Source organism: Maribacter flavus (genome assembly GCF_008386635.1).
Lineage (GTDB): Bacteria > Bacteroidota > Bacteroidia > Flavobacteriales > Flavobacteriaceae > Maribacter > Maribacter flavus.
In genome coordinates, this window is record NZ_VUOE01000001.1 from 1768723 (window position 1) to 1793793 (window position 25071).

The 25071-nt window shown below is 40.9% G+C and carries 18 protein-coding genes; 15 read left to right on the forward strand and 3 right to left on the reverse strand.

Features of this window, described 5'->3' with window-relative positions:
- Positions 1-2: 2 nt before the first annotated feature.
- Both recO and F0361_RS07725 read left to right on the forward strand, forming a co-directional pair.
- Positions 3-722: a DNA repair protein RecO gene (gene recO, locus F0361_RS07720; RefSeq protein ID WP_154917904.1), complete on the forward strand. Its 720-nt coding sequence runs from the start codon at positions 3-5 to the stop codon at positions 720-722.
- A gap of 1 nt (position 723) precedes the next feature.
- Entirely contained in the window at positions 724-3135 is a 2412-nt protein-coding gene (locus F0361_RS07725) for a TonB-dependent receptor (protein ID WP_154917905.1), read from the forward strand.
- Between the two features lie 74 nt (positions 3136-3209).
- On the opposite strand, the gene F0361_RS07730 is transcribed toward F0361_RS07725, so the two are convergent.
- Positions 3210-3563: a hypothetical protein gene (locus tag F0361_RS07730; RefSeq protein WP_154917906.1), complete on the reverse strand. Its 354-nt coding sequence runs from the start codon at positions 3561-3563 to the stop codon at positions 3210-3212.
- Positions 3564-3745: 182 nt separating this feature from the next.
- Between F0361_RS07730 and ileS the strand changes: the two genes are divergently transcribed.
- The 4 genes from ileS to F0361_RS07750 are packed head-to-tail and all read left to right on the forward strand — an operon-like array spanning position 3746 to position 8947.
- Positions 3746-7183 carry an isoleucine--tRNA ligase gene (gene ileS, locus F0361_RS07735; protein WP_154917907.1) on the forward strand — a complete coding sequence of 1146 codons (3438 nt, stop codon included), beginning with the start codon at positions 3746-3748 and terminating at the stop codon, positions 7181-7183.
- A gap of 4 nt (positions 7184-7187) precedes the next feature.
- Complete coding sequence (locus F0361_RS07740; protein WP_099544332.1) at positions 7188-7571, forward strand: TraR/DksA family transcriptional regulator; 384 nt, start codon at positions 7188-7190, stop codon at positions 7569-7571.
- 37 nt (positions 7572-7608) lie between these two features.
- A complete protein-coding gene (locus tag F0361_RS07745; protein ID WP_154917908.1) occupies positions 7609-8226 on the forward strand; it encodes a hypothetical protein in 618 nt (205 codons plus the stop codon).
- Positions 8227-8257: 31 nt separating this feature from the next.
- Positions 8258-8947, forward strand: a complete 690-nt coding sequence (locus F0361_RS07750) for a lipoprotein signal peptidase (RefSeq protein WP_154917909.1) — start codon at positions 8258-8260, stop codon at positions 8945-8947.
- Here F0361_RS07750 and F0361_RS07755 read toward each other — a convergent pair.
- Positions 8926-9492: a 5-formyltetrahydrofolate cyclo-ligase gene (locus tag F0361_RS07755; protein ID WP_154917910.1), complete on the reverse strand. Its 567-nt coding sequence runs from the start codon at positions 9490-9492 to the stop codon at positions 8926-8928. The two genes, F0361_RS07750 and F0361_RS07755, sit on opposite strands and share 22 nt — an antisense overlap.
- A gap of 503 nt (positions 9493-9995) precedes the next feature.
- On the opposite strand from F0361_RS07755, the gene uvrC reads away from it, so the two are divergent.
- The 9 genes from uvrC to F0361_RS07800 all read left to right on the forward strand — a co-directional run bounded on the left by uvrC (position 9996) and on the right by F0361_RS07800 (position 23624).
- Positions 9996-11783, forward strand: a complete 1788-nt coding sequence (gene uvrC, locus F0361_RS07760; protein ID WP_154917911.1) for an excinuclease ABC subunit UvrC — start codon at positions 9996-9998, stop codon at positions 11781-11783.
- Positions 11767-14067 (forward strand): patatin-like phospholipase family protein, encoded by a 2301-nt coding sequence (locus tag F0361_RS07765; RefSeq protein ID WP_246160831.1) that lies wholly within the window; start codon positions 11767-11769, stop codon positions 14065-14067. The genes uvrC and F0361_RS07765 overlap by 17 nt, the downstream gene beginning before the upstream one ends.
- 328 nt (positions 14068-14395) lie before the next feature.
- The gene (locus F0361_RS07770; protein ID WP_154917912.1) at positions 14396-15175 is read left to right on the forward strand and encodes a DUF3108 domain-containing protein; all 780 of its coding nucleotides are present in this window, start codon (positions 14396-14398) and stop codon (positions 15173-15175) included.
- 6 nt (positions 15176-15181) lie between these two features.
- On the forward strand, positions 15182-16150 hold the full coding sequence (locus F0361_RS07775; RefSeq protein WP_154917913.1) for a tryptophan 2,3-dioxygenase family protein: 969 nt from the start codon (positions 15182-15184) through the stop codon (positions 16148-16150).
- Positions 16151-16154: 4 nt separating this feature from the next.
- Positions 16155-17441: a peptidoglycan DD-metalloendopeptidase family protein gene (locus F0361_RS07780; protein ID WP_154917914.1), complete on the forward strand. Its 1287-nt coding sequence runs from the start codon at positions 16155-16157 to the stop codon at positions 17439-17441.
- Positions 17428-19065: a glucose-6-phosphate isomerase gene (pgi, locus tag F0361_RS07785; protein ID WP_154917915.1), complete on the forward strand. Its 1638-nt coding sequence runs from the start codon at positions 17428-17430 to the stop codon at positions 19063-19065. Before F0361_RS07780 ends, pgi begins: the two co-directional genes overlap by 14 nt.
- A 170-nt stretch (positions 19066-19235) precedes the next feature.
- Positions 19236-22490, forward strand: coding sequence for a TonB-dependent receptor (locus tag F0361_RS07790; RefSeq protein ID WP_154917916.1), 3255 nt, complete (start codon positions 19236-19238; stop codon positions 22488-22490).
- Between the two features lie 88 nt (positions 22491-22578).
- The gene (locus F0361_RS07795) at positions 22579-23016 is read left to right on the forward strand and encodes a hypothetical protein (protein WP_154917917.1); all 438 of its coding nucleotides are present in this window, start codon (positions 22579-22581) and stop codon (positions 23014-23016) included.
- A gap of 11 nt (positions 23017-23027) precedes the next feature.
- On the forward strand, positions 23028-23624 hold the full coding sequence (locus F0361_RS07800) for a 3-keto-disaccharide hydrolase (protein WP_154917918.1): 597 nt from the start codon (positions 23028-23030) through the stop codon (positions 23622-23624).
- 237 nt (positions 23625-23861) lie between these two features.
- Here the strand turns inward: F0361_RS07800 and F0361_RS07805 are convergent, their stop codons facing one another.
- On the reverse strand, positions 23862-24899 hold the full coding sequence (locus F0361_RS07805) for an endonuclease/exonuclease/phosphatase family protein (RefSeq protein ID WP_154917919.1): 1038 nt from the start codon (positions 24897-24899) through the stop codon (positions 23862-23864).
- Between the last annotated feature and the right edge of the window lie 172 nt (positions 24900-25071).

Below are 25071 nucleotides of genomic sequence, written 5' to 3' on the forward strand. Positions count from 1 at the left end.
GAATGCAGGTAACCACCAAAGGCATCGTTCTAACTTCCATTAAATATGGGGATACCAGTTTGATCGTACGGATTTTTACGGAGTCCGATGGTCTAAAATCGTACCTACTTCGCGGAATATTGGCCACTAAAAAAGGAAAGGTAAAAAAGGCCCTGTTTCAGCCTCTGACACAATTGGAACTTGTTGCCACACACAGAAATAAAGGGTCTTTGGAAAGTGTTAAGGAGGCAAAGCTGTATTACCATTATCAAGATTTGCATACCAACATCGTGAAAAACGCCATGGCACTATTTTTGGCGGAAATGCTGGCCAATAGCATCCATGAGGAAGAGGCAAACCCAGAACTTTTCCATTTTTTGGAAGCGGCCTTGCAATGGTTGGATATCCATACGGAAACCTCCAATTTTCATCTCTACTTTTTAATCCTACTGACCAAATACTTAGGGTTTTACCCAGATGTGAACAATATGGATGCTTCCTATTTTGACTTGCTGGAGGGCGAATTTGTAGCTACTACAACCTTAAACCCTATTTTATCAGGAGAAAATCTTTTCTTTTTCAAATCATTTTTAGGCATAAATTTTGATGCAATTAACACGATAAAAATGAGAAAGAACAACAGGCAAGAACTGCTCCAATCCTTGGTGTTGTATTACGAGTTGCACTTGCAAGGTTTTAGAAAACCCAAGTCATTGGCGGTTCTTAATGAGGTCTTTGGTTAATATGAAGCGATTTTTACCCCTTATTTTTTTTCTATACTGCTATGTAGGATGGTCACAACAGGTGACCGTTTTGGATAGCGATACGCGCGAACCTATACCAAACGTGGCAGTTTTCAATCCGGATAAGACCATAATCAGTGTAACGGATTTTGACGGAAATTTTGATTTCGCCCCTTTTTTGAATGTGGAAAGGTTAACGCTGCGACATCTTAGTTATGAAACCAAAAAAGTTACCCGACTCCAGATAGTCAAGAATGGGTACAAGGTTTATTTACAAATGAGACCTGAACGCTTGGATGAGGTGGTCATGTCGGTTTCCAAATGGGAACAACAAAAAAAGGAGGTTCCCAACAAAATTGTATCCATAGACGCCCAGACCATAGCCTTGAATACGCCACAGACCTCTGCGGATTTGCTACAAAGTAGCGGAAAGGTTTTTGTGCAAAAAAGTCAGCTGGGCGGGGGGAGCCCTATGATCAGGGGTTTTGCCACTAACAGATTGGTGCTTTCAGTGGATGGGGTGCGTATGAACAATGCCATATTTAGGGGAGGCAATTTGCAGAATGTCATCTCCATCGACCCCTTCAACATCCGAAATACGGAAATTATCTTTGGCCCGGGTTCCGTTATTTATGGAAGCGATGCAATAGGTGGTGTTATGAACTTCTACACTAAGCAGCCCATGCTAAGTCAAAAGGAAACGACCGAATTTTCAGGGAATGCCAACTACCGATTTTCTTCGGTAAATATGGAAAATACGGTTCACGCCGATGTAAACATTGGAAAGGAGAAATGGGCTTCCTTATCCAGTTTTTCCTTTAACAGTTTTCAGGATTTGACCATGGGAAGCCATGGCCCCGATTCCTACCTGAGAAACAATTTTGTCATGACCCGAAATGGGGAAGATGTACTTGTGCCAAACGACAATCCAAGAAAGCAAGTTCCTACGGGTTACGATCAAATGAATTTTATGCAGAAATTCCTATTCAGACCCCATGTGAACTGGGACTTGAATCTAGGAATCCATTATTCAGAAACATCGGACTATTCCAGATATGACAGGCTCATTAGACCTTCAAGGGATGGCTTGGGGTTAAGGTCGGCCGAGTGGTATTACGGCCCCCAAAAATGGTTCATGGGAAATATGCAATTAAAAAAGAAGGGCAACGGAAAACTGTACGATGGATTGAAATTGACTGCAGCCTACCAGTTTTTTGAAGAAAGTAGGAGCAATCGGGATTTTGGAGGTTCCATTTTAAATACCACAAAGGAAATAGTGGATGCACTGAACCTGAATCTGGATTTTGAAAACAAGAAAATCGGGAATTTCAAACTGTATTATGGCGGGGAATTTATTTTTAACAATGTTGGGTCAACAGGTTTGGACACCAATATCGCTACCGGGGAAAGTACAGCGGCAGCTTCCAGATATCCGGACGGAGCCACTTGGAAAAGTCTGGCGGGATATTTAAACGGAGAATACAAGGCCAAGCCCAATTTTATTATCATGTCCGGTTTACGGTATAGCCATGTTTGGATAGATGCATTGTTTGACCGTACTTTTTATGCCTTTCCTTTTGAGAATGCCGATGTAAGTACGGGCGCATTAACCGGGAGTTTGGGTTTCAGTTGGTTTCCAAGACAGAACCTACAAATTACGTTTAATGGGTCCACAGGTTTTAGGGCTCCCAATGTAGACGATATTGGAAAAATATTTGATTCGGAACCTGGATCGGTTGTCGTTCCAAATCCGGATTTGGAATCGGAATACGCATATAATTTGGAGTTGGGGATACAAAAGAACTTTGGGGATAAGCTTGTACTCAAAGGGGCCACCTTTTACACGTACTTGGTAGATGCCTTGGTCCGAAGGGATTTTACCTTTAATGGTGTTTCCCAAATTGAATATGGAGGAGAGTTGAGCAATGTACAGGCCATCCAGAATGCCGCAAAAGCCTATGTATATGGATTTGAGTTTGGTCTGGATGCCTATTTGACGGACCATTGGTCCCTCGCTTCCAATTTTACCATTACCGAGGGAATCGAAGAAGAGGAGGACGGAACGGATTCTCCGGCAAGGCATGCGCCTCCCACTTTTGGCGATTTTCATGTAAAATGGAAGCGGGAAAGGATTTCGACCGACTTTTTCCTCAACTATAATGGAGAGGTATCCAATGATGACCTGGCTATATCCGAACAGTCCAAGGATTATATGTATGCTACAGACGAAAACGGCGATCCATTTTCACCATCCTGGTATACCTTGAACTTTCGCTCCCAATATGCAATTGCGAACAATTTGAACGCGACCCTAAGCTTGGAGAATATTACAAATCAGCGATATAGAACGTATTCCTCCGGGATTGTGGCACCTGGAAGTAATTTGATATTGGGAATTGGGTACCACTTTTAAAATAAAAAAGCCCTTCAATCGGGCCTTTTTGTTCAGAATTCCTACGTTTCCTATTTAAGGAAAGTACAGGTTTATTATTGTGAAATTTTATCTGCAGCTTCCTTGGTTACGTCCTTTACGTCCTCACCAATTTTTTTGGCTTTGTCCATAGCTTCTTCTCCAGCTTCCTTTGCGGAGTCAAGAGCATCCTCTCCGGCTTCCTTGGCGGAATCTATAGCTTTTTCCCCAGCTTGTTTCATGCTTTCCCCAGCTTCCTTGGCTTTGTCCATAGCGTCTTCACCAGCTTCTTTTAGATCATTTCCGGTTTCTTCAAGGGCTTCTTCCGCTTGGCTAGCGGCATCTTTTGCTTTTTCGGCCGTTTCCCTGCAGGACACAAAAGACATGCTTAAGGCCAAAACTAAAATCGTGCTTACTACTAATTTTTTCATGGTGTTAATTTTTTAGTGTTTGTATAGCTATATACGTAGCGAGGCTTATTTTGGATTAAAGCTCATGTTTTCGCTAGTCAGTGATTTTCTTATTTAATCCATTTCATTGTTTGGTAGAACAACAGTTCCAACTAAATTAATTAATTTTGCAGGCTTAAAACCCAGAACCATAAGCATTTCGTATGAAGTTCGCAGAATATAAGGGATTGGACTTACCCAAAGTTGCAGAAGAAGTTTTAGACTACTGGAAAACGGCCAATATTTTTGACAAAAGTATTTCTTCTAGGGAGGGTAAGGAAAGTTATGTCTTTTTTGAAGGCCCGCCGTCTGCCAACGGAATGCCAGGTATTCACCATGTCATGGCGCGTACCATCAAGGATATCTTTCCCAGGTACAAGACCATGAAAGGCTTTCAGGTGAAACGAAAGGCTGGCTGGGATACCCACGGACTGCCCATTGAATTGGGTGTGGAAAAGGAACTTGGCATAACCAAGGAAGATATTGGGATAAAAATATCGGTGGAGGAATATAATGCCGCATGTAAAAAGGCGGTAATGCGCTATACCGATGTTTGGAACGCCATGACGGAACAAGTAGGGTATTGGGTGGATATGGACGACCCTTACATTACCTACAAGTCGAAATACATGGAATCTGTTTGGTGGTTATTGAAACAGATTTATGATAAAGGCCTTATTTATAAGGGATATACCATACAGCCCTATTCGCCTAAGGCGGGAACGGGATTGAGTTCGCATGAATTGAACCAACCGGGAACGTACCAAGATGTCACGGATACCACAGTTACGGCGCAATTCAAAAGCCCCCTAAGCCCCAAAGGGGGAACGGAAAAGGATATATTCAAAGCATTTGGAGTCGCCCCTCCTTTGGAAGGTACGGGAGAGGCTTTTTTCCTGGCTTGGACGACGACGCCATGGACACTTCCTTCCAATACGGCTTTGACCGTGGGCCCTAAGATCGATTATGTATTGGTAAGGTCTTTCAATCAATATACTTTTGAACCCATGTATGTTGTTTTGGCCAAGAATTTGGTCGGAAAGCAATTTGTGGGAAAATATGTTGAAGTATCCCAAGCATCGGATCTAATTGCTTACAACGCGGGTGACAAAAAGATACCCTATCAGATTTTATCGGAAACAAAAGGTGAAAATTTGGTCGGCATCAAGTACGAACAATTGTTGCCCTATGTACTTCCTTACGAAAATGCGGAAAATGCATTTCGAGTTATATCCGGGGATTTCGTTACCACGGAAGACGGTACGGGAATCGTACACACTGCCCCTACTTTTGGTGCGGATGATGCCTTCGTGGCAAAGCAGGCCGTACCGGAAATACCGCCTATGTTGGTCTTGGACGAAAATGCCAATCCTGTCCCTTTGGTAGATTTACAGGGGAAATTTAGACCGGAATTGAAGGAGCTGGGCGGAAAGTACGTGAAAAATGAATATTATGAGGACGGGGAGGCCCCGGAGCGTTCCGTAGATGTAGAAATTGCCATAAAACTTAAAGAGGAAAACAAGGCTTTCAAGGTTGAAAAGTACGTTCACAGCTACCCCAATTGTTGGCGTACGGATAAGCCTATATTGTATTATCCGCTCGATTCCTGGTTCATCAAGGTAACCGATATTAAGGACAGGATGTTCGAGCTGAACCAATCTATCAATTGGAAACCCAAAGCAACCGGTGAGGGACGTTTTGGAAATTGGTTGGCCAACGCAAACGATTGGAATTTGTCCAGATCACGGTATTGGGGGATTCCCTTGCCTATTTGGAGGACCAGTGACGGCAAGGAGGAATTGATCATTGGTTCTGTTGCCGATTTGAAGTCCGAAATGCAAAAGGCCTTGGAAGCCGGCGTGTTGGAGAAGGATATTTTTGAGGACTTTGTGGTTGGTGACATGTCCGAAGCAAACTATGAAAGGGTAGACCTGCACAAGAACATCGTAGATCAGATAACCTTGGTTTCTCCGTCCGGTAAACCCATGAAGCGGGAAAGCGACCTCATAGATGTTTGGTTCGATAGTGGTTCCATGCCCTACGCCCAGTGGCATTATCCATTTGAAAACAAGGAACTTATCGACACGGGCAAGACCTTTCCGGCTGATTTTATCGCGGAAGGTGTTGACCAGACGAGGGGATGGTTTTACACGCTACATGCCATAGGCACCATGGTGTTCGATTCCGTGGCTTATAAAAACGTGGTTTCCAACGGACTTGTGCTGGACAAGGAAGGGAAAAAAATGTCCAAAAGACTGGGCAACGCCGTAGACCCCTTTGATACGATGAAGGAGCATGGTGCGGACGCGACTCGCTGGTATATGATCAGCAATGCGAACCCATGGGACAACCTAAAATTTGACTCGGAGGGCATTGTTGAAGTGAAGCGAAAATTCTTTGGGACACTTTACAATACCTATTCCTTCTTTGCGCTGTACGCAAATATCGATGCCTTTAGCTTTTCCGAGGAAAATATACCCGTGGAGGAAAGACCGGAAATAGACCGATGGATTTTATCCGAACTCAATTCATTGATCGCTTTTGTAGATGATGCCTATGCAGATTATGAACCTACCAAGGCTACGAGGGCGATTTCAGATTTCGTACAGGAAAACCTAAGCAATTGGTACGTTCGCCTGTGCAGAAGAAGGTTCTGGAAAGGGGATTACCAAAAGGACAAGATCGCTGCCTATCAAACACTCTATACCTGTTTGGTAACAGTAGCCAAACTTTCAGCACCGGTAGCACCATTTTTTATGGATAGACTCTACAAGGACCTGATAGCAACAACCCATTTGGAACCCTTTGAAAGTGTCCATTTGGCAGATTTCCCAACGTCGGATAAAAATATGATCGATTCGGCCTTGGAACAAAAGATGCAAAAGGCCCAAACGATATCGTCCTTGGTTTTATCGATACGGCAAAAGGAAAAGATAAAGGTGCGGCAACCGCTCCAAAAAATCATGATTCCTATTTTGGACGAGCAGGACAGAACCGATATTTTGGCGGTATCCGATTTGATAAAATCGGAAGTAAATGTAAAGGAAATTGAACTTTTGGACGATGCATCTGGAGTGCTGGTCAAACGAATAAAACCCAATTTCAAGACTTTGGGGCCAAAGTTCGGCAAGGAAATGAAGCAAATTGCGAACGCTATAAGTACTCTAAATCAGGAAGATATCCAAAAAATTGAGCAAGAAGGCGAATTATCACTTCAAATAGAAAATAAAAGTATTATTTTACAGTTTCAGGATGTAGAGATAAGCTCCCAGGATATTGAAGGTTGGTTGGTGGCCTCATCGGGCAAAACAACGGTCGCATTGGATATCACCATCAATGAGGATCTAAAGAAAGAGGGTATCGCAAGGGAACTTGTCAACAGAATCCAAAATTTAAGAAAGGAATCTGGTTTTGAAGTGACCGATAGAATCGACATTAGGATGCAAAAGGACGGTTTGGTAGAACAGGCGGTGACCAGTAATCTTAATTACATTAAAGCGGAAACTTTGACAGCGGAGTTGAATTTTGAGGAATATTTAGAGAATGGCACTGAAATTGCCTTCGATGAAGTGAACACTAAATTGTTTATTGCAAAACATTAACGAGATGGCAGAAGATTTAAAAGTAAGATACTCGGACAAGGATTTGGCGGAGTTCAAGGAATTGATAGAGGAAAAAATAGAAAAAGCTAAAAGTCATTTGGAACTTCTTAAAAGTTCTTATATGAACGATGGGAATAATGGTACAGATGATACTTCCCCAACCTTTAAGGCCTTTGAGGAAGGTTCCGAGACCATGAGCAAGGAAGCGAATACCCAATTGGCCATTCGGCAGGAAAAGTTCATTAGGGACTTAAAAAATGCCTTGCTTAGAATAGAGAATAAAACCTACGGCATTTGCCGGATAACGGGGAAACTCATCAACAAAGAGCGTTTGAAATTGGTGCCGCATGCTACATTGAGTATCGAAGCCAAGAATATGCAAAAATAATCAAAACGCCTCTCGGGGCGTTTTTTAATGGTCCGTTGTGAAATTTTTCCCGTTCGTCTTATTGATAATTGCAACCCAAGGTTTCGCACAAAAGAAAGTGCACAAGGTACTGTTGGGCGAATCCGTCAACCTCATCCAGGTCAATGCCGAAAACTGTTATGAGGTCATTTTAGAAACTGTTGAGGGAAAAGCGGTAGAAGTGGATGCGCAAATGGATGGGGAGTATAGCGAGGACCTGCAAATGAATGTTTCTGAAGTGGGTAATACATTGGTGCTTGGCGCCGGTTTCCAACCAAGTTTTATAAACCCAAACGACAAATTAAGCGCACACAAAGTGGTATCCATTGCCTTAAAAATTAAAGTGCCCTCTTACAAAAATGTCGAGGTCTACGGAAAGAGCGCTAGGGTCGTCGCATTTGGGGATTACTCCCGTTTTGATGTTACCCTTTCTGATGGAACCTGCGAACTTCATAAGGTCTCTGGGGAAGTCAAGGTAAGGACCCAAAGTGGCAATATAATAGTCTATGCGGACAGTGCAAATATTATGGCGGAAACCAAATATGGTACGTATCTAAAAAATCCTATCCCAAACGGTGATGATCAGTACCATTTAAATTCCGTAACCGGGAATATCATACTGAACAAAACCGAATAATATTTCTATTTTTGCCCGGTCAAACAAGCACATGAACCTAAAGAAGTCCATTTTATTAATAGTATTGATTCTCCTAATTGACCAATGGAGCAAGATATATATCAAGACGCATTTCGTCTTGGGCGAATCAGTGGATGTTTTCAATTGGTTCAAGATTCTGTTTATCGAAAACGAGGGTGCGGCTTGGGGTGCCAAGCTTAGTGATGTACTCCCAATTTCTGATGCCACTGGAAAATTGGTATTGACCATTTTTAGGTTGTTTGCCATTTTTGGCATTGGCTATTGGTTGCACGATGTGATCAGGAAAAAATCATCCAAAACTTTGATAGTGGCCGTTTCCCTTATATTCGCAGGTGCCTTGGGGAATATTCTGGACTCTGTTTTTTATGGTCTTATCTTTGATGATAGTTACAATCACGTTGCGACTTTATTCTCGGACGAACCTTATGGGAAAGCATTTTATGGTAAAGTAGTGGATATGCTCTATTTTCCATTGGTGGATACCACTTGGCCGGATTGGATGCCCTTTGTGGGAGGCAAGAATTTTCGATTTTTTGAGCCCGTTTTTAATATAGCCGATACGGCCATAAGCACGGGCGTAGGGATTTTATTGGTTTTTAACAAAAGGGCTTTTGGAAAGGACGATGGGAAAGATACCGATGAAATGGGCGTGGATACTCATGAAAGCTTTGGACAACCTCAGGAACCATCAAAGGAATAGTTTTTTTGTGGGGTAACACAGTAATCCAATGGAATGTCCCCTGGGAAGATATCTGTAATCAATTCCTCCGCCTCAAAAAAACTAAGACCTACCTTAATTATATCAGGTCTGCAGCTCGCTAAAAATGTATCGTAGTACCCTTTGCCATAACCAACCCTATGACCTATTGTATCAAATGCCAATAGTGGAATGAACACAACATCGATCTTACTTGGGTCAATCTGTATACCGTCAATGGGTTCCGGTACCCCCCAGGAATTGTTCTTGAATTTGGTAGAATCGGTCAATAAATAATGCTCAAGGGTATCCTGCTGAACCTTTGGTACGATTACATACTTGTCCTTGCCTTGAAGAATGGATAATAAATTAATCGTATCAATTTCCTGTTTTGAGGTAATGGGAAGAAATATATGGTAATACTTTTTGGACCAAATAGGAAGTTCCAAAGCCTTATTTGATATATCAAGACTTTTTGCCGCAATCTGTTCTAGAGAAAGCTGTTTTCTAAAAGCTGAATATTTTAGACGCAAATCTTTCTTCAACATGATTGAAAAATGATTTGATGTACCTTAGGCAATGATTATTCTTTTCCTGCGACCGCAAAGAAAACTTTGAAAAATAACATTAGTATGAGGTAGGTTCCAAGTGTTATTATGTAGCTTTCCATATATTAAACAAAAAGTATTCGAGGTTTTGATTGTTTTAAATGTAAGTAAAAAAATCATTAAATCTCCTTGAAAAGCACAATTTTATCGTTAAAAAGCACATTTTTATATGAAAATTAACATAAACGGGAATATAGATAATTCAATAACGAGATTAAGATGCTGATAATCAATTAATTGTGTTGAAAATTAAAAATTTGGTGCTTTAACACATTTTAGTGTGAATCCTACATTAATTTATTGAACCATTCTAAAAACTGTTTAGCCTTTACCCGTTCTATTTTTCTGCTTTAAATGCGTTAAAATGATTAGAAAATTTAAGTTGTTTCAAGAAAAGCGTGTAAATTCAAATCCAACGATATAAGAACCCGTACCAAAGCTTTATGTCCCAAATTCCCATTGACGTTCAATTAAGTGCACTGCCCAATGGCCCCGGCGTTTATCAATTTTATGACAAGGAAGATAAAATACTGTATGTAGGTAAGGCAAAAAATCTTAAAAAGCGGGTCTCCTCTTATTTTAACAAGAATCATGAATATGGAAAGACCAGAGTACTTGTAAAAAAAATAAAGAAGATCAAGCACATTGTGGTTCCTACAGAATCAGATGCACTTTTGCTGGAGAACAATTTAATAAAGGAATACAAGCCCAGATATAATGTAATGCTCAAGGATGATAAGTCCTACCCTTGGTTGTGTTTAAAAAATGAGCGTTTTCCGAGACTGTTTCCTACCAGAAGGGTCATAAAGGACGGTTCTGAATATTACGGTCCCTACACCAGTATGAAGACGGTTAGGACACTTTTGGACTTGATCAAAAGTGTGTATCCATTACGGACCTGCAACTACGATCTATCCGAAGAAAAAATCAAGGGCGGTAAGTACAAGGTCTGTTTGGAATATCATTTGGGCAATTGTAAAGGCCCTTGTGAAGGCCTTCAAAGTTCTGAGGAATATGACCGACAAATTGCAGACATAAAGGAAATAATCAAAGGAAATTTTAAATCTTCGCTTCATTATTTTAAGGGACAAATGAAAACCTTTGCAGCGGAGATGCGATATGAGGAGGCCCAGCGCATAAAGGATAAAATAGAAGTGTTGGAAAACTATCAGGTAAAATCGACCATCGTAAATCCTAAGATCAGCAATGTGGATGTGTTTACGATTGTGGCCGACAACGCCATGGCCTATGTGAATTTTTTACAATTGTCACATGGTTCGATCATAAGGTCGCACACCATGGAAATCAAAAAGAAATTGGATGAGTCCGATGAAGAATTGCTACAATTGGCTATCGTGGAAATAAGGCAACGATTTAATTCGCAATCCAAGGAACTCTATCTTCCTTTTCCCGTGGAACTGGATGAATCCTTGATCATATCCGTTCCAAAGCTTGGAGACAAGAAACGTCTTTTGGAACTATCGGAACGTAATGCGAAGTTTTTTAGACAGGAACGTTTCAACCAAATCAAGATTATTGATCCGGATCGCCATACCAATCGCATTATGGCCCAAATGAAAAAGGACTTGAGATTGTCCGAAGAACCAAGGCATATCGAATGTTTTGACAACAGTAATATACAGGGTACCAATCCCGTTGCGGCATGTGTCGTTTTTAAGGATGGCAAACCCAGCAAGAAGGACTATAGGCATTTTAATATCAAGACCGTTTCGGGACCGGACGATTTTGCTTCCATGGAGGAAGTGGTGTTTAGAAGATATAAAAGGCTTTTGGAAGAGGAGGAACCATTGCCACAATTAATTATCATAGACGGAGGTAAGGGACAACTTTCTTCAGCTTTAAAAAGTCTGGACATTTTGGGTCTCAGAGGTAAAATAGCTATTGTAGGAATTGCAAAGCGGCTCGAGGAAATTTATTTCCCTGGGGACTCCATACCACTCTATCTGGACAAAAAATCTGAAAGTTTAAAGATTATCCAACATTTAAGGAACGAAGCCCATAGATTTGGCATAACTTTTCATAGAAATAAAAGAAGCAAGAGCGCCATCAATTCTGAACTGGAAAATATTGAAGGTGTGGGAGAGAAAACAGCAAGGGACTTGTTGAAAAAATTTAAGTCCGTTAAGCGAATAAAGGAAGCATCTTTGGATCATTTGGCCGAAGTTGTGGGTACTTCCAAAGCACAAAAAATATATGGGTCGTTTCATTGATTTGGAAATATCGCAAAGCTGGATGCTGAGAATTATACTACTTTCTCTGTTATTTCAGGTATCACTACAAAGTTACTCCCAACAGGATAACCTTAAGAGACCAAAGGTGGGGCTGGTACTCAGTGGTGGAGGTGCGAAGGGAATGGCACACATTGGTGCACTAAAGGTAATTGAGGAAGCAGGCGTAGAAATCGATTATGTTGGTGGAACCAGTATGGGGGCCATAGTGGGAGCCTTGTATGCAGCAGGCTACACGGCCGATCAATTGGATTCTATTTTCAGGGCGACGGATTTCATAAATTTGATTCAGGATAACCTCCCTAGAAATGCAAAAACCTTTTACGAGAAGGAAGATTCTGAACGATACGCATTAACGCTTCCCTTTGATAATTTCAAGATTACCGTACCTACCGCATTTTCAGGTGGGCAAAACATTTATAACGAGCTCGTTAGATTGTTGTATCATGTGAAGGACGTAAACGATTTTTACAAACTCCCAATTCCTTTTGTATGCATAGCTACCGATATTGAGACCGGGGAGGAAGTTGTTTTGGATTCAGGATACCTGCCCCAAGCGATTATGGCAAGTGGAACGCTGCCATCCTTATTCGAGCCCTCAAGTATTGACAACCGTATTCTAATAGATGGTGGAGTAGTCAACAATTATCCCATCGACAAGGTTAGGAATATGGGTGCCGATATCATAATTGGTATTGACGTACAACATGACCTATCCAAGAGGGACGCACTAATGTCCGCAACTGAAATACTTTCTCAGATTAACAATTACAGAACTGTGAGGGACATGGTGCAAAAGTCTAAAAAAACGGACATCTATATAAGACCGGATATTGCAGCTTTTTCAGTAATTCAATTTGACAAGGCTGCCGAAATCATTGAAAAAGGTATGATTGCAGCACGTGAAAAGCTCAATGCCCTAAGTGAGATTGGGAGTAACTCAAAAATTGATAAAGATCTTATAAAGTATAAAACATTGAGAGACTCCATAACCATCAATAGATTGATCATTAACGGTAACAATCAACACACAAGAGGTTATGTAAAAGGAAAGCTCCGATTTAATTTGGCAGAACCCATAACGTTTAAAAAATTACAGCAAGGAATTAGCAACTTGACCGCTACGGGCAATTTTACTACCAATAGGTATAAATTGGTTTCGAACGGTACCGGCGAGGATTTGATATTACGATTGGACGAAACGCCCAACACCTCTTTCATTCGCTTGGGCGCACATTATGACGATCTTTATAAAAGTGCCGCTATCATTAATTTCACCAAAAGAAATTTGGCCTTACAGGATGATGTCGCCTCCTTTGACCTTATTCTTGGCGACAATGTGAGGTACAATTTTCAATATTATGTAGATAAGGGTACGTATTGGAGTTTTGGGCTCAACTCGAGGTTCAGTGCCTTCTCCCAGGACATAAATTTTGACCTGATCCGTCAAAATTTTGAGGTTCCCTTTGGTACCAACCTAAACAACTTGAACCTGGATGTATCCGACTTTACCAATCAACTCTACATTCAAACGGTTCTTAGGGAGGAATTCGCCTTTACCTTGGGTGCGGAATATAAGTATTTGAAATATAGTACTCGCACCATTGAACCTTTTTCAGGAGTGGAGGAAAATCTTGTAGGTTCGGCATCTGATGATCGTCTTTATTTTGAAAATGGAAGCTTTTTTAGCGTTTTTGGAAATTTAAAATTGGACACCTATGATGATCGGTATTTTCCCACTAGGGGACTGTACTTTGACGGGGACATGCATTATTATATTCTTTCATCTGATTTTAATCAAAATTTCAAGGATTTTTCCATTTCCAAGGCAAGAATGGGTGCAGCTTTCCCAATTTTTAAAAATCTTTCAATGAACATTGAGACAGAAGGAGGTTTTAAATTGGGCACTTCCGGTGTTACCACATTCGATTTTGTTCTTGGAGGATTCGGTACGGATTTGATTAACAATTTCGTTCCTTTTTATGGCTATGATTTTTTAAGCCTCCCTGGCAATAGTTTTGTTAAGGCCTATGGACGTTTGGATTATGAGTTCTATGCCAAAAATCATTTATTGTTTTCCGCTAATTACGCCAATGTGGAAGATGATTTATTTAGAACAGGGGAATGGTTTTCATCCCCGGATTTTTCTGGCTATGGAATTGGATATGGTTGGGAGTCGTTTATTGGGCCAATTCAAGTGCTTTACTCATGGTCCCCAGAAGGTAAAAACTCCAATTTTTTCTTCAGTATAGGCTACTGGTTTTAATCTATTTCTTCAATACAAACTTCTATTTTCTTAAGGGATTCACAAATCAGGCTTTCAAATGTGAATTACTGTTAAGTTGAAAGTTAAAGTAAGTTAAATCGTATACCAGAAGCAAAGGATGTTTTAATTTTACATCAGTAAGGGGTGGTTCCCTTACAACTTTAAGTATTGGTTTTTCATAATTTAAAGTTTGGTTGGTTATTTAGGAAAAGCCCAGTTTCAAGACTGGGCTTTTTTTGTGCAATACTTTGGAATAAATTTTGTTTAAGTTATTGTAAGAACATTAATTATGAGGAACGGTATAGTATTTTTACATAAAAGTAATCATATGAAAAAGGTTTTGGTCATACTTCTATGTATGGGCATGGGCAAGATGTTCGCGCAAGGACAGCAATCTGCCTTTAAATCTGGTGAGTGGCTTAAGTTTAGGATGCATTACGGCTTTCTAAATGCCAGTTATGCCACACTACATGTAAAGAATGCAATTATCGATTCCGTGCCGGTGTATCATGTCGTAGGTCATGGGGAGACCACCGGTTTTGCAAGCCTGTTTTTTAAAGTTGACGATACCTACGAAAGCTATTTTGATAGAAAGGATGGGAAGCCCTACAGATTCATTAGAAAGATAAATGAAGGTGGCTATACCAAGGATGTTGAAATCAACTTTGACCATGTGAATGACAAAGCGGTCCTATATGACAAAAAAAACAATAAAAAGTTTAATTTTGATCTCCAAGATAGCATACAGGATTTAATTTCTGCATTTTATTATTTGAGGAATAATTATGATCCCAGTGACTTGGTACAAGGCGAGGCCATTGACTTGAAAATGTTGTACGATGATGACGGTATTTTCAATTTTAAGTTGAAGTACCTGGGAAAGGAGATTCTCAACACCAAATACGGAAAGGTAGAATGTCTCAAGTTTAGGCCCTTGGTGCAATCCGGTAGGGTCTTCAAAGAACAGGAAAGTTTATCGCTCTGGGTTTCCAATGACGATAATCGAATTCCAATACGAATAAAAGCGGATTTAGCGGTTGGTGCCATTAAGGCGGATTTGGATGGCTATAATGGCCTTAAGCATCAATTTAAGATAATAATGGATTAGTTAAGAATGGACGATAAGGAGCGGGTCAAATCCCAGATTTCAAAACTTGAGGAAAAGTATAGGGACTCTGGCCAGGATTTAAGCTCTTATTTGGACGGCTTATTATATCAGCGATATTTAACCTATTGGGACTACATCCACTTGGATACCCTTCTAAGTCTTCAAGTGCCCCGAACGCATTTCCCGGACGAGGAAATCTTCATCATGTACCATCAAATTACCGAGTTGTACTTTAAGCTCATTTTACATGAGCAAAAGCAACTGGTGGACGACAAATCGCAGAGCCTTGACTTTTTTGTAGAAAGACTGCGACGCATCAATAGTTATTACACCGCGCTCATTTCCTCTTTCAGCATCATGATAAAGGGTATGGAGCGGGAACAGTTCCTCCAGTACAGGATGGCCCTTTTGCCCGCAAGTGGTTTTCAATCCGCCCAATTTAGGATGATAGAAATCTATGCCACGCCTCTAGAAAATTTGGTACACGAGTCGCAACGGGACCAATTCTCCTCCAATAATTCCATTGAGGAGCTTTATGAAAATATTTATTGGAAGAAAGGTGCAACGGACATATCAACGGGAGAAAAAACATTGACCTTAAAACAATTTGAATATAGATATACACCAAGATTGGTACGAACGGCCAAGCAATTATTGAACAACACCATATATCATAAATACGTAGCTTTGCCTTCAGAAGTTAAAAAAAATAAGGAGCTTTTGGAGGCTTTAAAGACGATGGACCTAAACGCCAATGTAAATTGGCCGTTGATGCACATGGGCTCCGCCCATCGATATTTAGGAAAGGAATCAGGGGATATAAGTGCTACAGGCGGAACCAATTGGAAGGACTACCTTCCGCCAAGTTTTCAAAAAATCGTATTCTTTCCGGATATCTATACGGAAGAGGAACTAAATGACTGGGGCAAACAATGGGTCGACCATATTTACAACCCCAATAAAATAAATACATAGATTCATGCGAAAATATTGGGGCATACTATTTACGTTGGCTTTGTTAGGGGCATGTCAAGAAGAAAAAGTGGTCGTAAACCATGATGAATTAAAAATCAGTCCTGTTGAAGACCCAATTATCACCAGGTTCGGATTTAATTTCGAGGAATTTAACGTGCATTTGGATACCATTAAATACGGTGATAGTTTTGGGGAGCTGATGCTAAAAAATAAGGTGGAGTATCCTAAAATAGCAACGATCTCGGAAAAATTTCGGGATACCTTCGATGTTCGTAAGATACGTGTTGGTAAACCGTATTTAATACTGAAAGCTAAGGACACTTCAGAGCAGGCACAGGTCTTCATATACCAAAACAACCCCATTGATTATACGGTAGTGGACTTTAGGGACAGCGTGCAAGTGTATAAAGGGAAGAAGAGGGTCAAGTATGTGGAAAGGGAAGTTTCGGGCATCATAGAGACAAATTTGTCCGAGGCTATTTTGGCTCAAGGTATCGATTACAGCGTTACGCATAACCTTGCGAATGTCTTTGCTTGGACGATTGACTTTTCAAGGCTTCAAAAGTACGATAGGTTCAAAATTATATTTAAGGAGAAATATATCAATGATACCGTATACGCTGGTTCAGAACCCTTGGTAGCTGCCTATTTTGAACACAATGGGATTCCTCTATATGCTTTTTCATATGAAGGCGACACCTTGAAAAGTCAGTTGGATTATTATGACCATGAGGCAAATAACCTTAGAAGGGCATTTCTTAAAATGCCCGTTGAATTTGGGAGATTATCATCCAGATACAATCTTAAACGAAGAATTCGCTACTATGGTTATAAGGTAAGGCCACATAAGGGAACGGATTATGCCGCTCCTATTGGAACTCCCATCCTTGCCACCGCTGACGGTACCGTAACGGAATCCACCAGGAGGGGCGGTAACGGTAAATATGTGAAAATCAGACATAACGAGACCTATTCGACCCAATATCTTCACATGAAAAATCAGAACGTGAAAAAGGGTCAGTTTGTACGTCAGGGCGATGTAATTGGCTGGGTGGGCATGACCGGTAATACCGGAGGCCCCCATGTTTGCTATCGCTTCTGGAAAAACGGGAGGCAAGTAGACCCCTTGCAGGAAGAACTTCCATTGGCGGAACCGTTGGCCGATTCCCTTCGACCGGATTATTTCGCCCATATAGAACCGATAAAGGAACAACTGGACTGTATAGTCTACCCAGAGAGGATTGAAGAAGATGATTTGTTAACACTTAATGAACTAAATGGCACTAAATAACATTGACCCAACTACCACCAATGCTTGGAACAAACTAAAAGAACATTATAAAACTTCGAATAACCTTCATATGAAGGAACTGTTCGGTGGGGATGAAAGTCGGGCCGAGCGATTCAGCGTCAGCTGGAACGATTTTCTCTTGGATTTTTCCAAGAACCGAATAACTACAGAAACGTTACAGTTGCTTTTGGATTTGGCAGATGAGGTAGAATTAAAAGACGCCATCGCCAAGTATTTCAACGGAGACGAAATCAATCAAACCGAAGGAAGGGCCGTATTGCATACAGCTTTGAGAGCCAAGAAAACCGATGCTGTCTACGTGGATGGTGTCAATGTGGTTCCCGAAGTATTCGAAGTGAAGCAACATATCAAGGAATTTACGGAGTCCATAATAAACGGTACCAGTAAAGGTTACACGGGAAAGAATTTTACCGATGTGGTAAATATTGGTATAGGAGGTTCGGATCTAGGACCGGCGATGGTGACCGAAGCCTTGAAATTCTATAAAAATCACTTGAACGTACATTTTGTTAGCAATGTAGATGGAGATCACGTTCATGAAATTTTGAAAACTTTACATCCTGAAACCACCTTATTTGTAGTGGTTTCCAAAACCTTCACCACACAGGAAACATTAAGCAACGCCACTACCATTAAGAAGTGGTTTTTGCAGCACGCTACCCAAGAGGATATTGCAAAACATTTTGCCGCCGTTTCTACCAATACCGAAAAAATTGCGGAATTTGGAATTTCAGAAGCGAATGTATTTCCTATGTGGGACTGGGTTGGAGGTAGATTCTCGTTATGGAGCGCCGTAGGTCTTTCCATCGCCCTGGCGGTTGGATACGAAAACTTTGATTCCATGTTACTTGGAGCCAACGAAATGGATGTTCATTTCAGGGAAGCGGAATTCAGGGAAAACTTACCGGTTATAATGGCACTTTTAAGTGTTTGGTACAATAATTTCCATCAAGCAGAAACAGAAGCCATAATTCCATATACGCAGTATTTAAGCAGATTCTCCGCCTATCTGCAACAGGGAATTATGGAAAGCAATGGTAAGAGTGTGGGAAGAAATGGAAAGCGCGTCGGGTATGGGACGGGGACCATTATCTGGGGGGAGCCGGGAACCAATTCCCAGCACGCTTTCTTTCAGTTGATCCATCAGGGGACCAAATTGATACCAACCGATTTTATCGGCTTCAAGCATTCTTTATATGGAGATACCGATCACCATAATAAATTGATGGCCAATTTTTTTGCCCAAACGGAAGCCTTGATGAACGGGAAGACCCTTCAAGAAGCAATATCGGAACTGAAGGATAAAGGAGTGCCTGAAAAAGAAATTGAACAATTGGTGCCATTCAAGGTGTTTGAAGGCAATAAGCCCACGAATACCATTTTAATAAATAAATTGACCCCAAAAAGTCTGGGTGCTTTGATTGCCTTATACGAGCATAAGATCTTTGTACAGGGAATCATCTGGAATATCTTTAGTTACGACCAGTGGGGTGTTGAACTGGGAAAACAACTGGCCGGTACTATTTTAAAGGATATAGAGGGTGATGGAATCACCTCCCACGATAGCTCCACATTGCGATTATTGCAATATTTTAAGAGTTAACCTACATAAATCATATTTAAAGATATTACTTTGTAACTTCTTCATAATCAGCTATTTTTTTATTTTTTTTGATGTAAGTTTATGGAGGTGATTTAACGTTGTCTTAACGTTGGAAGTCTAAAAATGGAAGACTTTTGCACCGGTTAATAAAACTAACAAATACTAGAAAAATGAAAAAAATCTACTTTGCAATTGCGGCATTTCTATTGACCGTGACTGCGTTTTCACAAGGGGTAACTACCTCGAGTATGCAAGGTACTGTCTCAGATGAGTCAGGTGAGTCATTATTTGGTGCGAACATCGTTGCGACCCATACTCCTTCTGGAACCGTATATGGTGCCATATCAAATGAAGAGGGAAGGTTTTACCTGCCAAACATACGTGTAGGGGGGCCATACACAGTAAAAGTAACCTATGTTGGTTTTCAGGATAAGACTTTTGAAGGGATTACCCTTGGTTTGGGACAAAGTTATAACTTAAAGGTTACATTATCTGAAGGTGTTGAACTAGAGGAGGTTGTCGTAACTTCTCAAAGAGGGGAGATTATTGACCCGGACCGGACAGGACCGGCAACAAACCTTTCAAGGGATAGAATAGACGCCTTGCCTACTATTAGCAGGAGCATTGAGGATTTTACACGTTTAACACCACAGAGTAGTGGGAATTCTTTTGCAGGGACTTCAAGCCGTTTTAATAATTATACCATAGATGGTAACATTTACAACAACAACTTTGGTTTGGGAAGTGCCCAATTTGCAGGTGGCAACCCTATATCGTTGGATGCCATAGAGGAAGTTCAAGTGAACTTGGCACCTTACGACGTTCGTTTATCCGGTTTTACTGGCGCATCCGTAAATGCCGTTACCAAGTCTGGAACTAATGAATTTAGAGGTTCCGTTTATTACCTATTACGTAATGATCAGATGCAAGGAGATAAGTTACGGGATGTTCAATTGGAACTTGGAGATTCCCAAAACGATATTAAAGGTATTAGCCTAGGTGGCCCTATTATTAAGGACAAACTCTTTTTCTTTGTAAGTTATGAAGAAGAGGAGGAGGCAGTTCCCAGTTTTCAGAGGAGGGCTTTGCGACCCGGTTTGGTTCCTGATGCACAGACCATCTCCAGGGTGCCTGCTTCTGAGTTGGACTTCATTCGTGAGAGTATGCAGAACCTATATGGCTACGAAACAGGGCCTTATGAAAACTACCCTTTTGCATCTGAGCAGACAAGGTTCAATGCTAGATTGGATTACAATTTGAACCAAAACAACAAGTTTTCTTTGCGTTACAATAGATATGAATCTTCTGCTGATGTTAGTATCAATGGAAATTCAAACAGGTTTGTAGCGACTCGCTACAGAAATACCAACCGTTTTGGGGTTGAGGCCATGACCTTTGCCAATGCCAACTATACCAACGATCGTTTAGTGGAGTCCTTGGTAGGAGAATGGAACTCCAAAGTTTCTGATAACATGTCCAATCAGTTGAATATTGGTTATACGGCCATCAGCGACCCCAAAAGGGGGATTCCTGGGGGACAAGCGTTTCCGTTTATCGAGGTCTTGGAACCGGATCCTTCTGGCAACTTACTGTATTACACTGCCTTGGGTAATGAACTATTTACCGTTGGTAACCTTTTGGAGAACAATGTCTTTAACGTAACGAATAACTTCTCAATCTACTCAGGAGACCATACTTATACTATAGGTGCAAACTTTGAGTATATGACATTTAAAAATGCCTTTAACCCTGTTTTCAATGGATTCTACAGGTTTACCAGCTATGACAGTTTTGTAGAGACTGTTATTAACCGTACTCCTGGAGCCTACCCGGATGCCTTTGCCAAAAGTTTTGCTTTGGACGGCTCAACTACACCGCCTGTGGATGAGGTTAAATTTGGGCAGTTTGGTATTTATTTCCAAGATGAGTATCAAGTAAATGATAATTTCAAATTAACGGGAGGCTTGCGCATAGATTTTCCTTTCTATGCAACCGATATTCCTAGGAATGACCTTTTGGATGACTTGAACAAGACCTTTACAGATCAAGATGGTAATACTTTTACTCCAGATGTAAGCCAGTTTCCTAAAGTTAGACCATTATGGTCTCCAAGAGTCGGCTTTAACTGGGACGTAAACGGTGAAGGGAAGACCCAAGTACGCGGTGGAACAGGTATATTTTCGGGCCGTATTCCTTTCGTATGGTTGAGCAACCAGGTAAACGGATCGGGCGTGGTACGTGGTGGTCTTGGCTTTGAAGGCCAGGATGCCGTAGACTTTTTGGGTCCTAACTATCAATTTAACCCAGATGTTACCTTTGGCAATCCTGCCAATCCTGGTCAAACGTTGTCAAATGAATTGAACTTGACGGATCCAGAGTTCAAGTTGCCACAAGTTTGGCGTACCAATATTGGTGTAGACCAACAACTGCCTTGGGGCATTACCGGAACCTTGGACTTTATTTATTCTAGGGATGTTGCAACACCTATCGTATATAATCCTGTTTTAAGGGAGCCCGATGGTAATTTGGCCGGTCCTGATCAACGCCCTTATTGGGACGGAGGCTACAGCAACGATGCTGATTTCCGAAACGTGTTCTATTTGACCAACGCATCTGAAAAGGCATTCTCTTATTCCTTGACAGCCCAATTGCAGAAGCAGTTTGATAATGGTTTTTATGCCAGTATAGCGTATACCGCTTCAAGAGCTAGAGATTTAGATACTGGCGGTGGATCTCAGGCAGGTTCTTTATGGCAAGCGCAAGTAAAAGAAGATAGAAACGATCCTGAACTTGGTTTTGCTCGTTTTGACCAACCCAACCGTTTTATTGCCAACCTAGCCTATCAAAAGGGAGGGACGACCATCAGTGTACTTTGGGATGGCGGTGAAAATGGACGTTATAGCTACACCTATTCTGGTAACTTTGGAGACAATGCGGATAGGTTGATGTACGTTCCAAATGATGCTTCGGAGCTTAATTTTGAGGAATATACTCTGGATGGACAGGTAATTACAGAACAAGCGCAAATCAATTTGTTGAACAATTATATTGATAATGATGAGTATTTGAGCGGTAAGCGTGGTGAAGTGACTGAGCGTAACGGTGCCAAATTGCCTTGGATTAATCGGTACGATATGCGCTTGACACAGGATATTGATTTGACAAAGAATGGCAAAAACAAGTTGCAGTTCTCCATGGACTTCTTGAACATAGGTAATATGTTCAACTCGGATTGGGGCGTGAGACAAACTTTCTTGCAAAGGAATATCTTGAACTATCGTGGTAGAAATGCTTCCAATGAGCCTATCTATAGATTCAACACTGTAGGAGGTACAACAGATTTCCCATCAGAAAGTTATAGGGTTCAAAACAATGTTCTGGACGCTTGGAGATTGCAAGTGGGCGTTAGGTACCTTTTCAACTAGTCTTTAATAAGTTAATTAAAACCCCGCTTTATGCGGGGTTTTTTATGCCCAAAAATCACTATTTTTAAAATTCATTTAAACCAACAGTATGTACGAAACCATTCAAATGCTGCATTCTTATCTGGCCTATGTAGCGTTGGCAATTTTATTAATTGCCGTAGTCAATGCCATAAGCGGATTAGTTAGCAAACGAGTTTTCACCATGAATAAAGATTTACGCTTAAGTCTCTTCACTTTGATAATCTGCCACATTCAATTATTGGTAGGCCTTATTCTGTACTTTATATCCCCTAGCGGATTGAACGCCATCCAGGAGTTTGGTATGGGCGGACTAACCTCCGCGGCTAGATTATTGGCCGTTGAACATCCCTTTATAAACATACTGGCCATTGCCGCCATAACCATAGGATGGTCCAGGCACAAGAAATTTGTTGAGGGCGATAAAAAGTTCAAGAGTATAGCCATTTTTTATGGAATAGGTCTGATATTGATTTTAAGTAGGATTCCATGGAGTCAATGGTTTTAAGAATTAGGGGCATGAAGAAATTAGTGGCTATCGTTTTATTGATTTTTTGTGGCAGTCTCCTTAAAGCCCAAAGTATTTCCTTGTTCAACGGTGAAAATTTGGATGGCTGGGAAGTTTTTGGAACCGAAAAATGGTATGTGGAAGACGGGCTTTTGATTTGCGAAAGCGGTCCGGATGCAGGCTATGGATATTTGGGCACTGAAAAGGAATATAAAAACTTCATTCTCGATCTGGACTTTAAACAGGAAGCCGATGGCAACAGCGGTGTCTTTATCAGATCCAGTGTTGAAGGAACTACCGTCAGTGGTTGGCAAGTGGAGGTCGCACCACCGGGCAAATTTACGGGTGGTGTTTACGAGTCCTATGGAAGGCAATGGTTGAAGAAACCAAAGCCTGAAAAGGATGTGGCCTTAAAATTTGGAGACTGGAACCACATGACTATCAAGGTAGATGGCAAACAAATAACCTCGTGGCTCAACGGTACGGAAATGGTTTCCTTTAAGGACCGAATAATTGGTAAAGGGGAAGGTTCCGTTCTTCTTCAAATTCACGATGGAGGGGGTATCAAGGTGAAATGGAAAAATATTGAATTGACGCCTTTGGATTAATAGATTTTATTAGGATGCTTATTTAACTTGAGTTTACTATAGGAATCGTCATCTATTCTACATTCATGATTTTTGGGTAAATTTCAGGTCTTGCTGTCACATCGAGCGGAGACTAGATGCGAGACCTACTTGAGCCTTACGGTTTTTATAAGAATTTCTCGATTACATTTATAGAGGCATTAAATGTCCTATTTACATCCACCTACAAATAAAGGAATTATAGTTTTGAACTCATATTTATTTGACTTTCCGTATCAAATGCACATATACAGGAAAATGGTCACTATATCCCCCAATATAACTTCCGCCAGCGTAGGTACGTAAAGGATAGTCCTTGTAGATTCCTTTTGGGTCGATCAAGTAAGGTGGATTGAAAACATCGGCCTTCCAAAACCGGTATCCTTTTGGGTTGTTGAGCAAGTTGGCGGTCAGGTATATTTGATCAAAAAGGTTCCATTTGTCCCTATAGGCCAACGAACCGATGCCTTTTTTGAATAAATTTTCCATGGGCCCAAAGAGGCCCGTTGAATCCAATTGTTTCTCCTTTCCCTTTACTTTCAATATTTTTTTAAAGCTGGGACTTATAGGGTCGTCATTAAAATCTCCCATACTTACAATTTTTGCATTGGAATCCAAATATCGCAGAGAATCTATAATTCTCTTGTTCAATTCAGCGGCCTTCAATCGATAAGGCCTGCTTCTAAGTTCTCCGCCACTTCTAGAGGGCCAATGGTTTACGATTACATAGATTTTTTCATTGTCCAAAAGCCCTTCTACTACCAATTGGTCCCGGGTATAGTCCCTAAAGCCTTCTTCATTAGTCAAAAGCAATCTTCTGCTTACAAAGGATATAGGGATAAAAGAGGACTTCGTATAGAGAAGCCCTACATCTATTCCGCGTTCATCGGGGGAATCAAAATGTACTATTCCATATTGCTTTTTTTGAAGGGCTGGATGGTTGATCAAATCCTCGAGTACCTTTCGATTTTCCGCCTCGCAGACACCAAGTATATCGGGACCCGATGGGTTATTATCGGAACCAATATCGAATATGACCTTGGAAAGATTTTCAATCTTTTTCCAATAGCGCTCTTCGGTCCAATTATCCTTTCCCGTGGGTGTTCTATCATCGTCATACACCAAACTGTCATTTATGGTGTCGAACAGGTTTTCTAGATTGTAGAAGGCAATGGTTCGTAATTGATAATTCTTTTGCATTTGTCCGAAGCTGAACAAAGTGTACAAGAGGGTTAAAAGTAAGCCGACCTTCTTCATGAGTTTCTTACTAATTTATTCAATCAAGTTTTAAAAATTTCAAAGTAAGGTATTTAGGTTACGATAATAAATGCCTCAATAAGGTGTCATTAGTACCGAAATATATGGTTTTTATACAAAAAATCGACTTAAGCAATTGTTTTTAAATATATTAGGGTTTGCACTAACCAAC

Bases quoted from the DNA above. Each gene is read 5' to 3' on its own strand.
- F0361_RS07740 (WP_099544332.1), top strand. From the start codon at position 7,188: ATGGCAGAAGATTTAAAAGTAAGATACTCGGACAAGGATTTGGCGGAG.
- ileS (WP_154917907.1), top strand. From the start codon at position 3,746: ATGAAGTTCGCAGAATATAAGGGATTGGACTTACCCAAAGTTGCAGAA.
- F0361_RS07730 (WP_154917906.1), bottom strand. From the start codon at position 3,563: ATGAAAAAATTAGTAGTAAGCACGATTTTAGTTTTGGCCTTAAGCATG.
- F0361_RS07780 (WP_154917914.1), top strand. From the start codon at position 16,155: ATGCGAAAATATTGGGGCATACTATTTACGTTGGCTTTGTTAGGGGCA.
- uvrC (WP_154917911.1), top strand. From the start codon at position 9,996: ATGTCCCAAATTCCCATTGACGTTCAATTAAGTGCACTGCCCAATGGC.
- F0361_RS07795 (WP_154917917.1), top strand. From the start codon at position 22,579: ATGTACGAAACCATTCAAATGCTGCATTCTTATCTGGCCTATGTAGCG.
- F0361_RS07805 (WP_154917919.1), bottom strand. From the start codon at position 24,899: ATGAAGAAGGTCGGCTTACTTTTAACCCTCTTGTACACTTTGTTCAGC.
- F0361_RS07775 (WP_154917913.1), top strand. From the start codon at position 15,182: ATGGACGATAAGGAGCGGGTCAAATCCCAGATTTCAAAACTTGAGGAA.
- pgi (WP_154917915.1), top strand. From the start codon at position 17,428: ATGGCACTAAATAACATTGACCCAACTACCACCAATGCTTGGAACAAA.
- F0361_RS07800 (WP_154917918.1), top strand. From the start codon at position 23,028: ATGAAGAAATTAGTGGCTATCGTTTTATTGATTTTTTGTGGCAGTCTC.
- recO (WP_154917904.1), top strand. From the start codon at position 3: ATGCAGGTAACCACCAAAGGCATCGTTCTAACTTCCATTAAATATGGG.
- F0361_RS07765 (WP_246160831.1), top strand. From the start codon at position 11,767: ATGGGTCGTTTCATTGATTTGGAAATATCGCAAAGCTGGATGCTGAGA.
- F0361_RS07755 (WP_154917910.1), bottom strand. From the start codon at position 9,492: ATGTTGAAGAAAGATTTGCGTCTAAAATATTCAGCTTTTAGAAAACAG.
- F0361_RS07725 (WP_154917905.1), top strand. From the start codon at position 724: ATGAAGCGATTTTTACCCCTTATTTTTTTTCTATACTGCTATGTAGGA.
- F0361_RS07790 (WP_154917916.1), top strand. From the start codon at position 19,236: ATGAAAAAAATCTACTTTGCAATTGCGGCATTTCTATTGACCGTGACT.
- F0361_RS07770 (WP_154917912.1), top strand. From the start codon at position 14,396: ATGAAAAAGGTTTTGGTCATACTTCTATGTATGGGCATGGGCAAGATG.
- F0361_RS07750 (WP_154917909.1), top strand. From the start codon at position 8,258: ATGAACCTAAAGAAGTCCATTTTATTAATAGTATTGATTCTCCTAATT.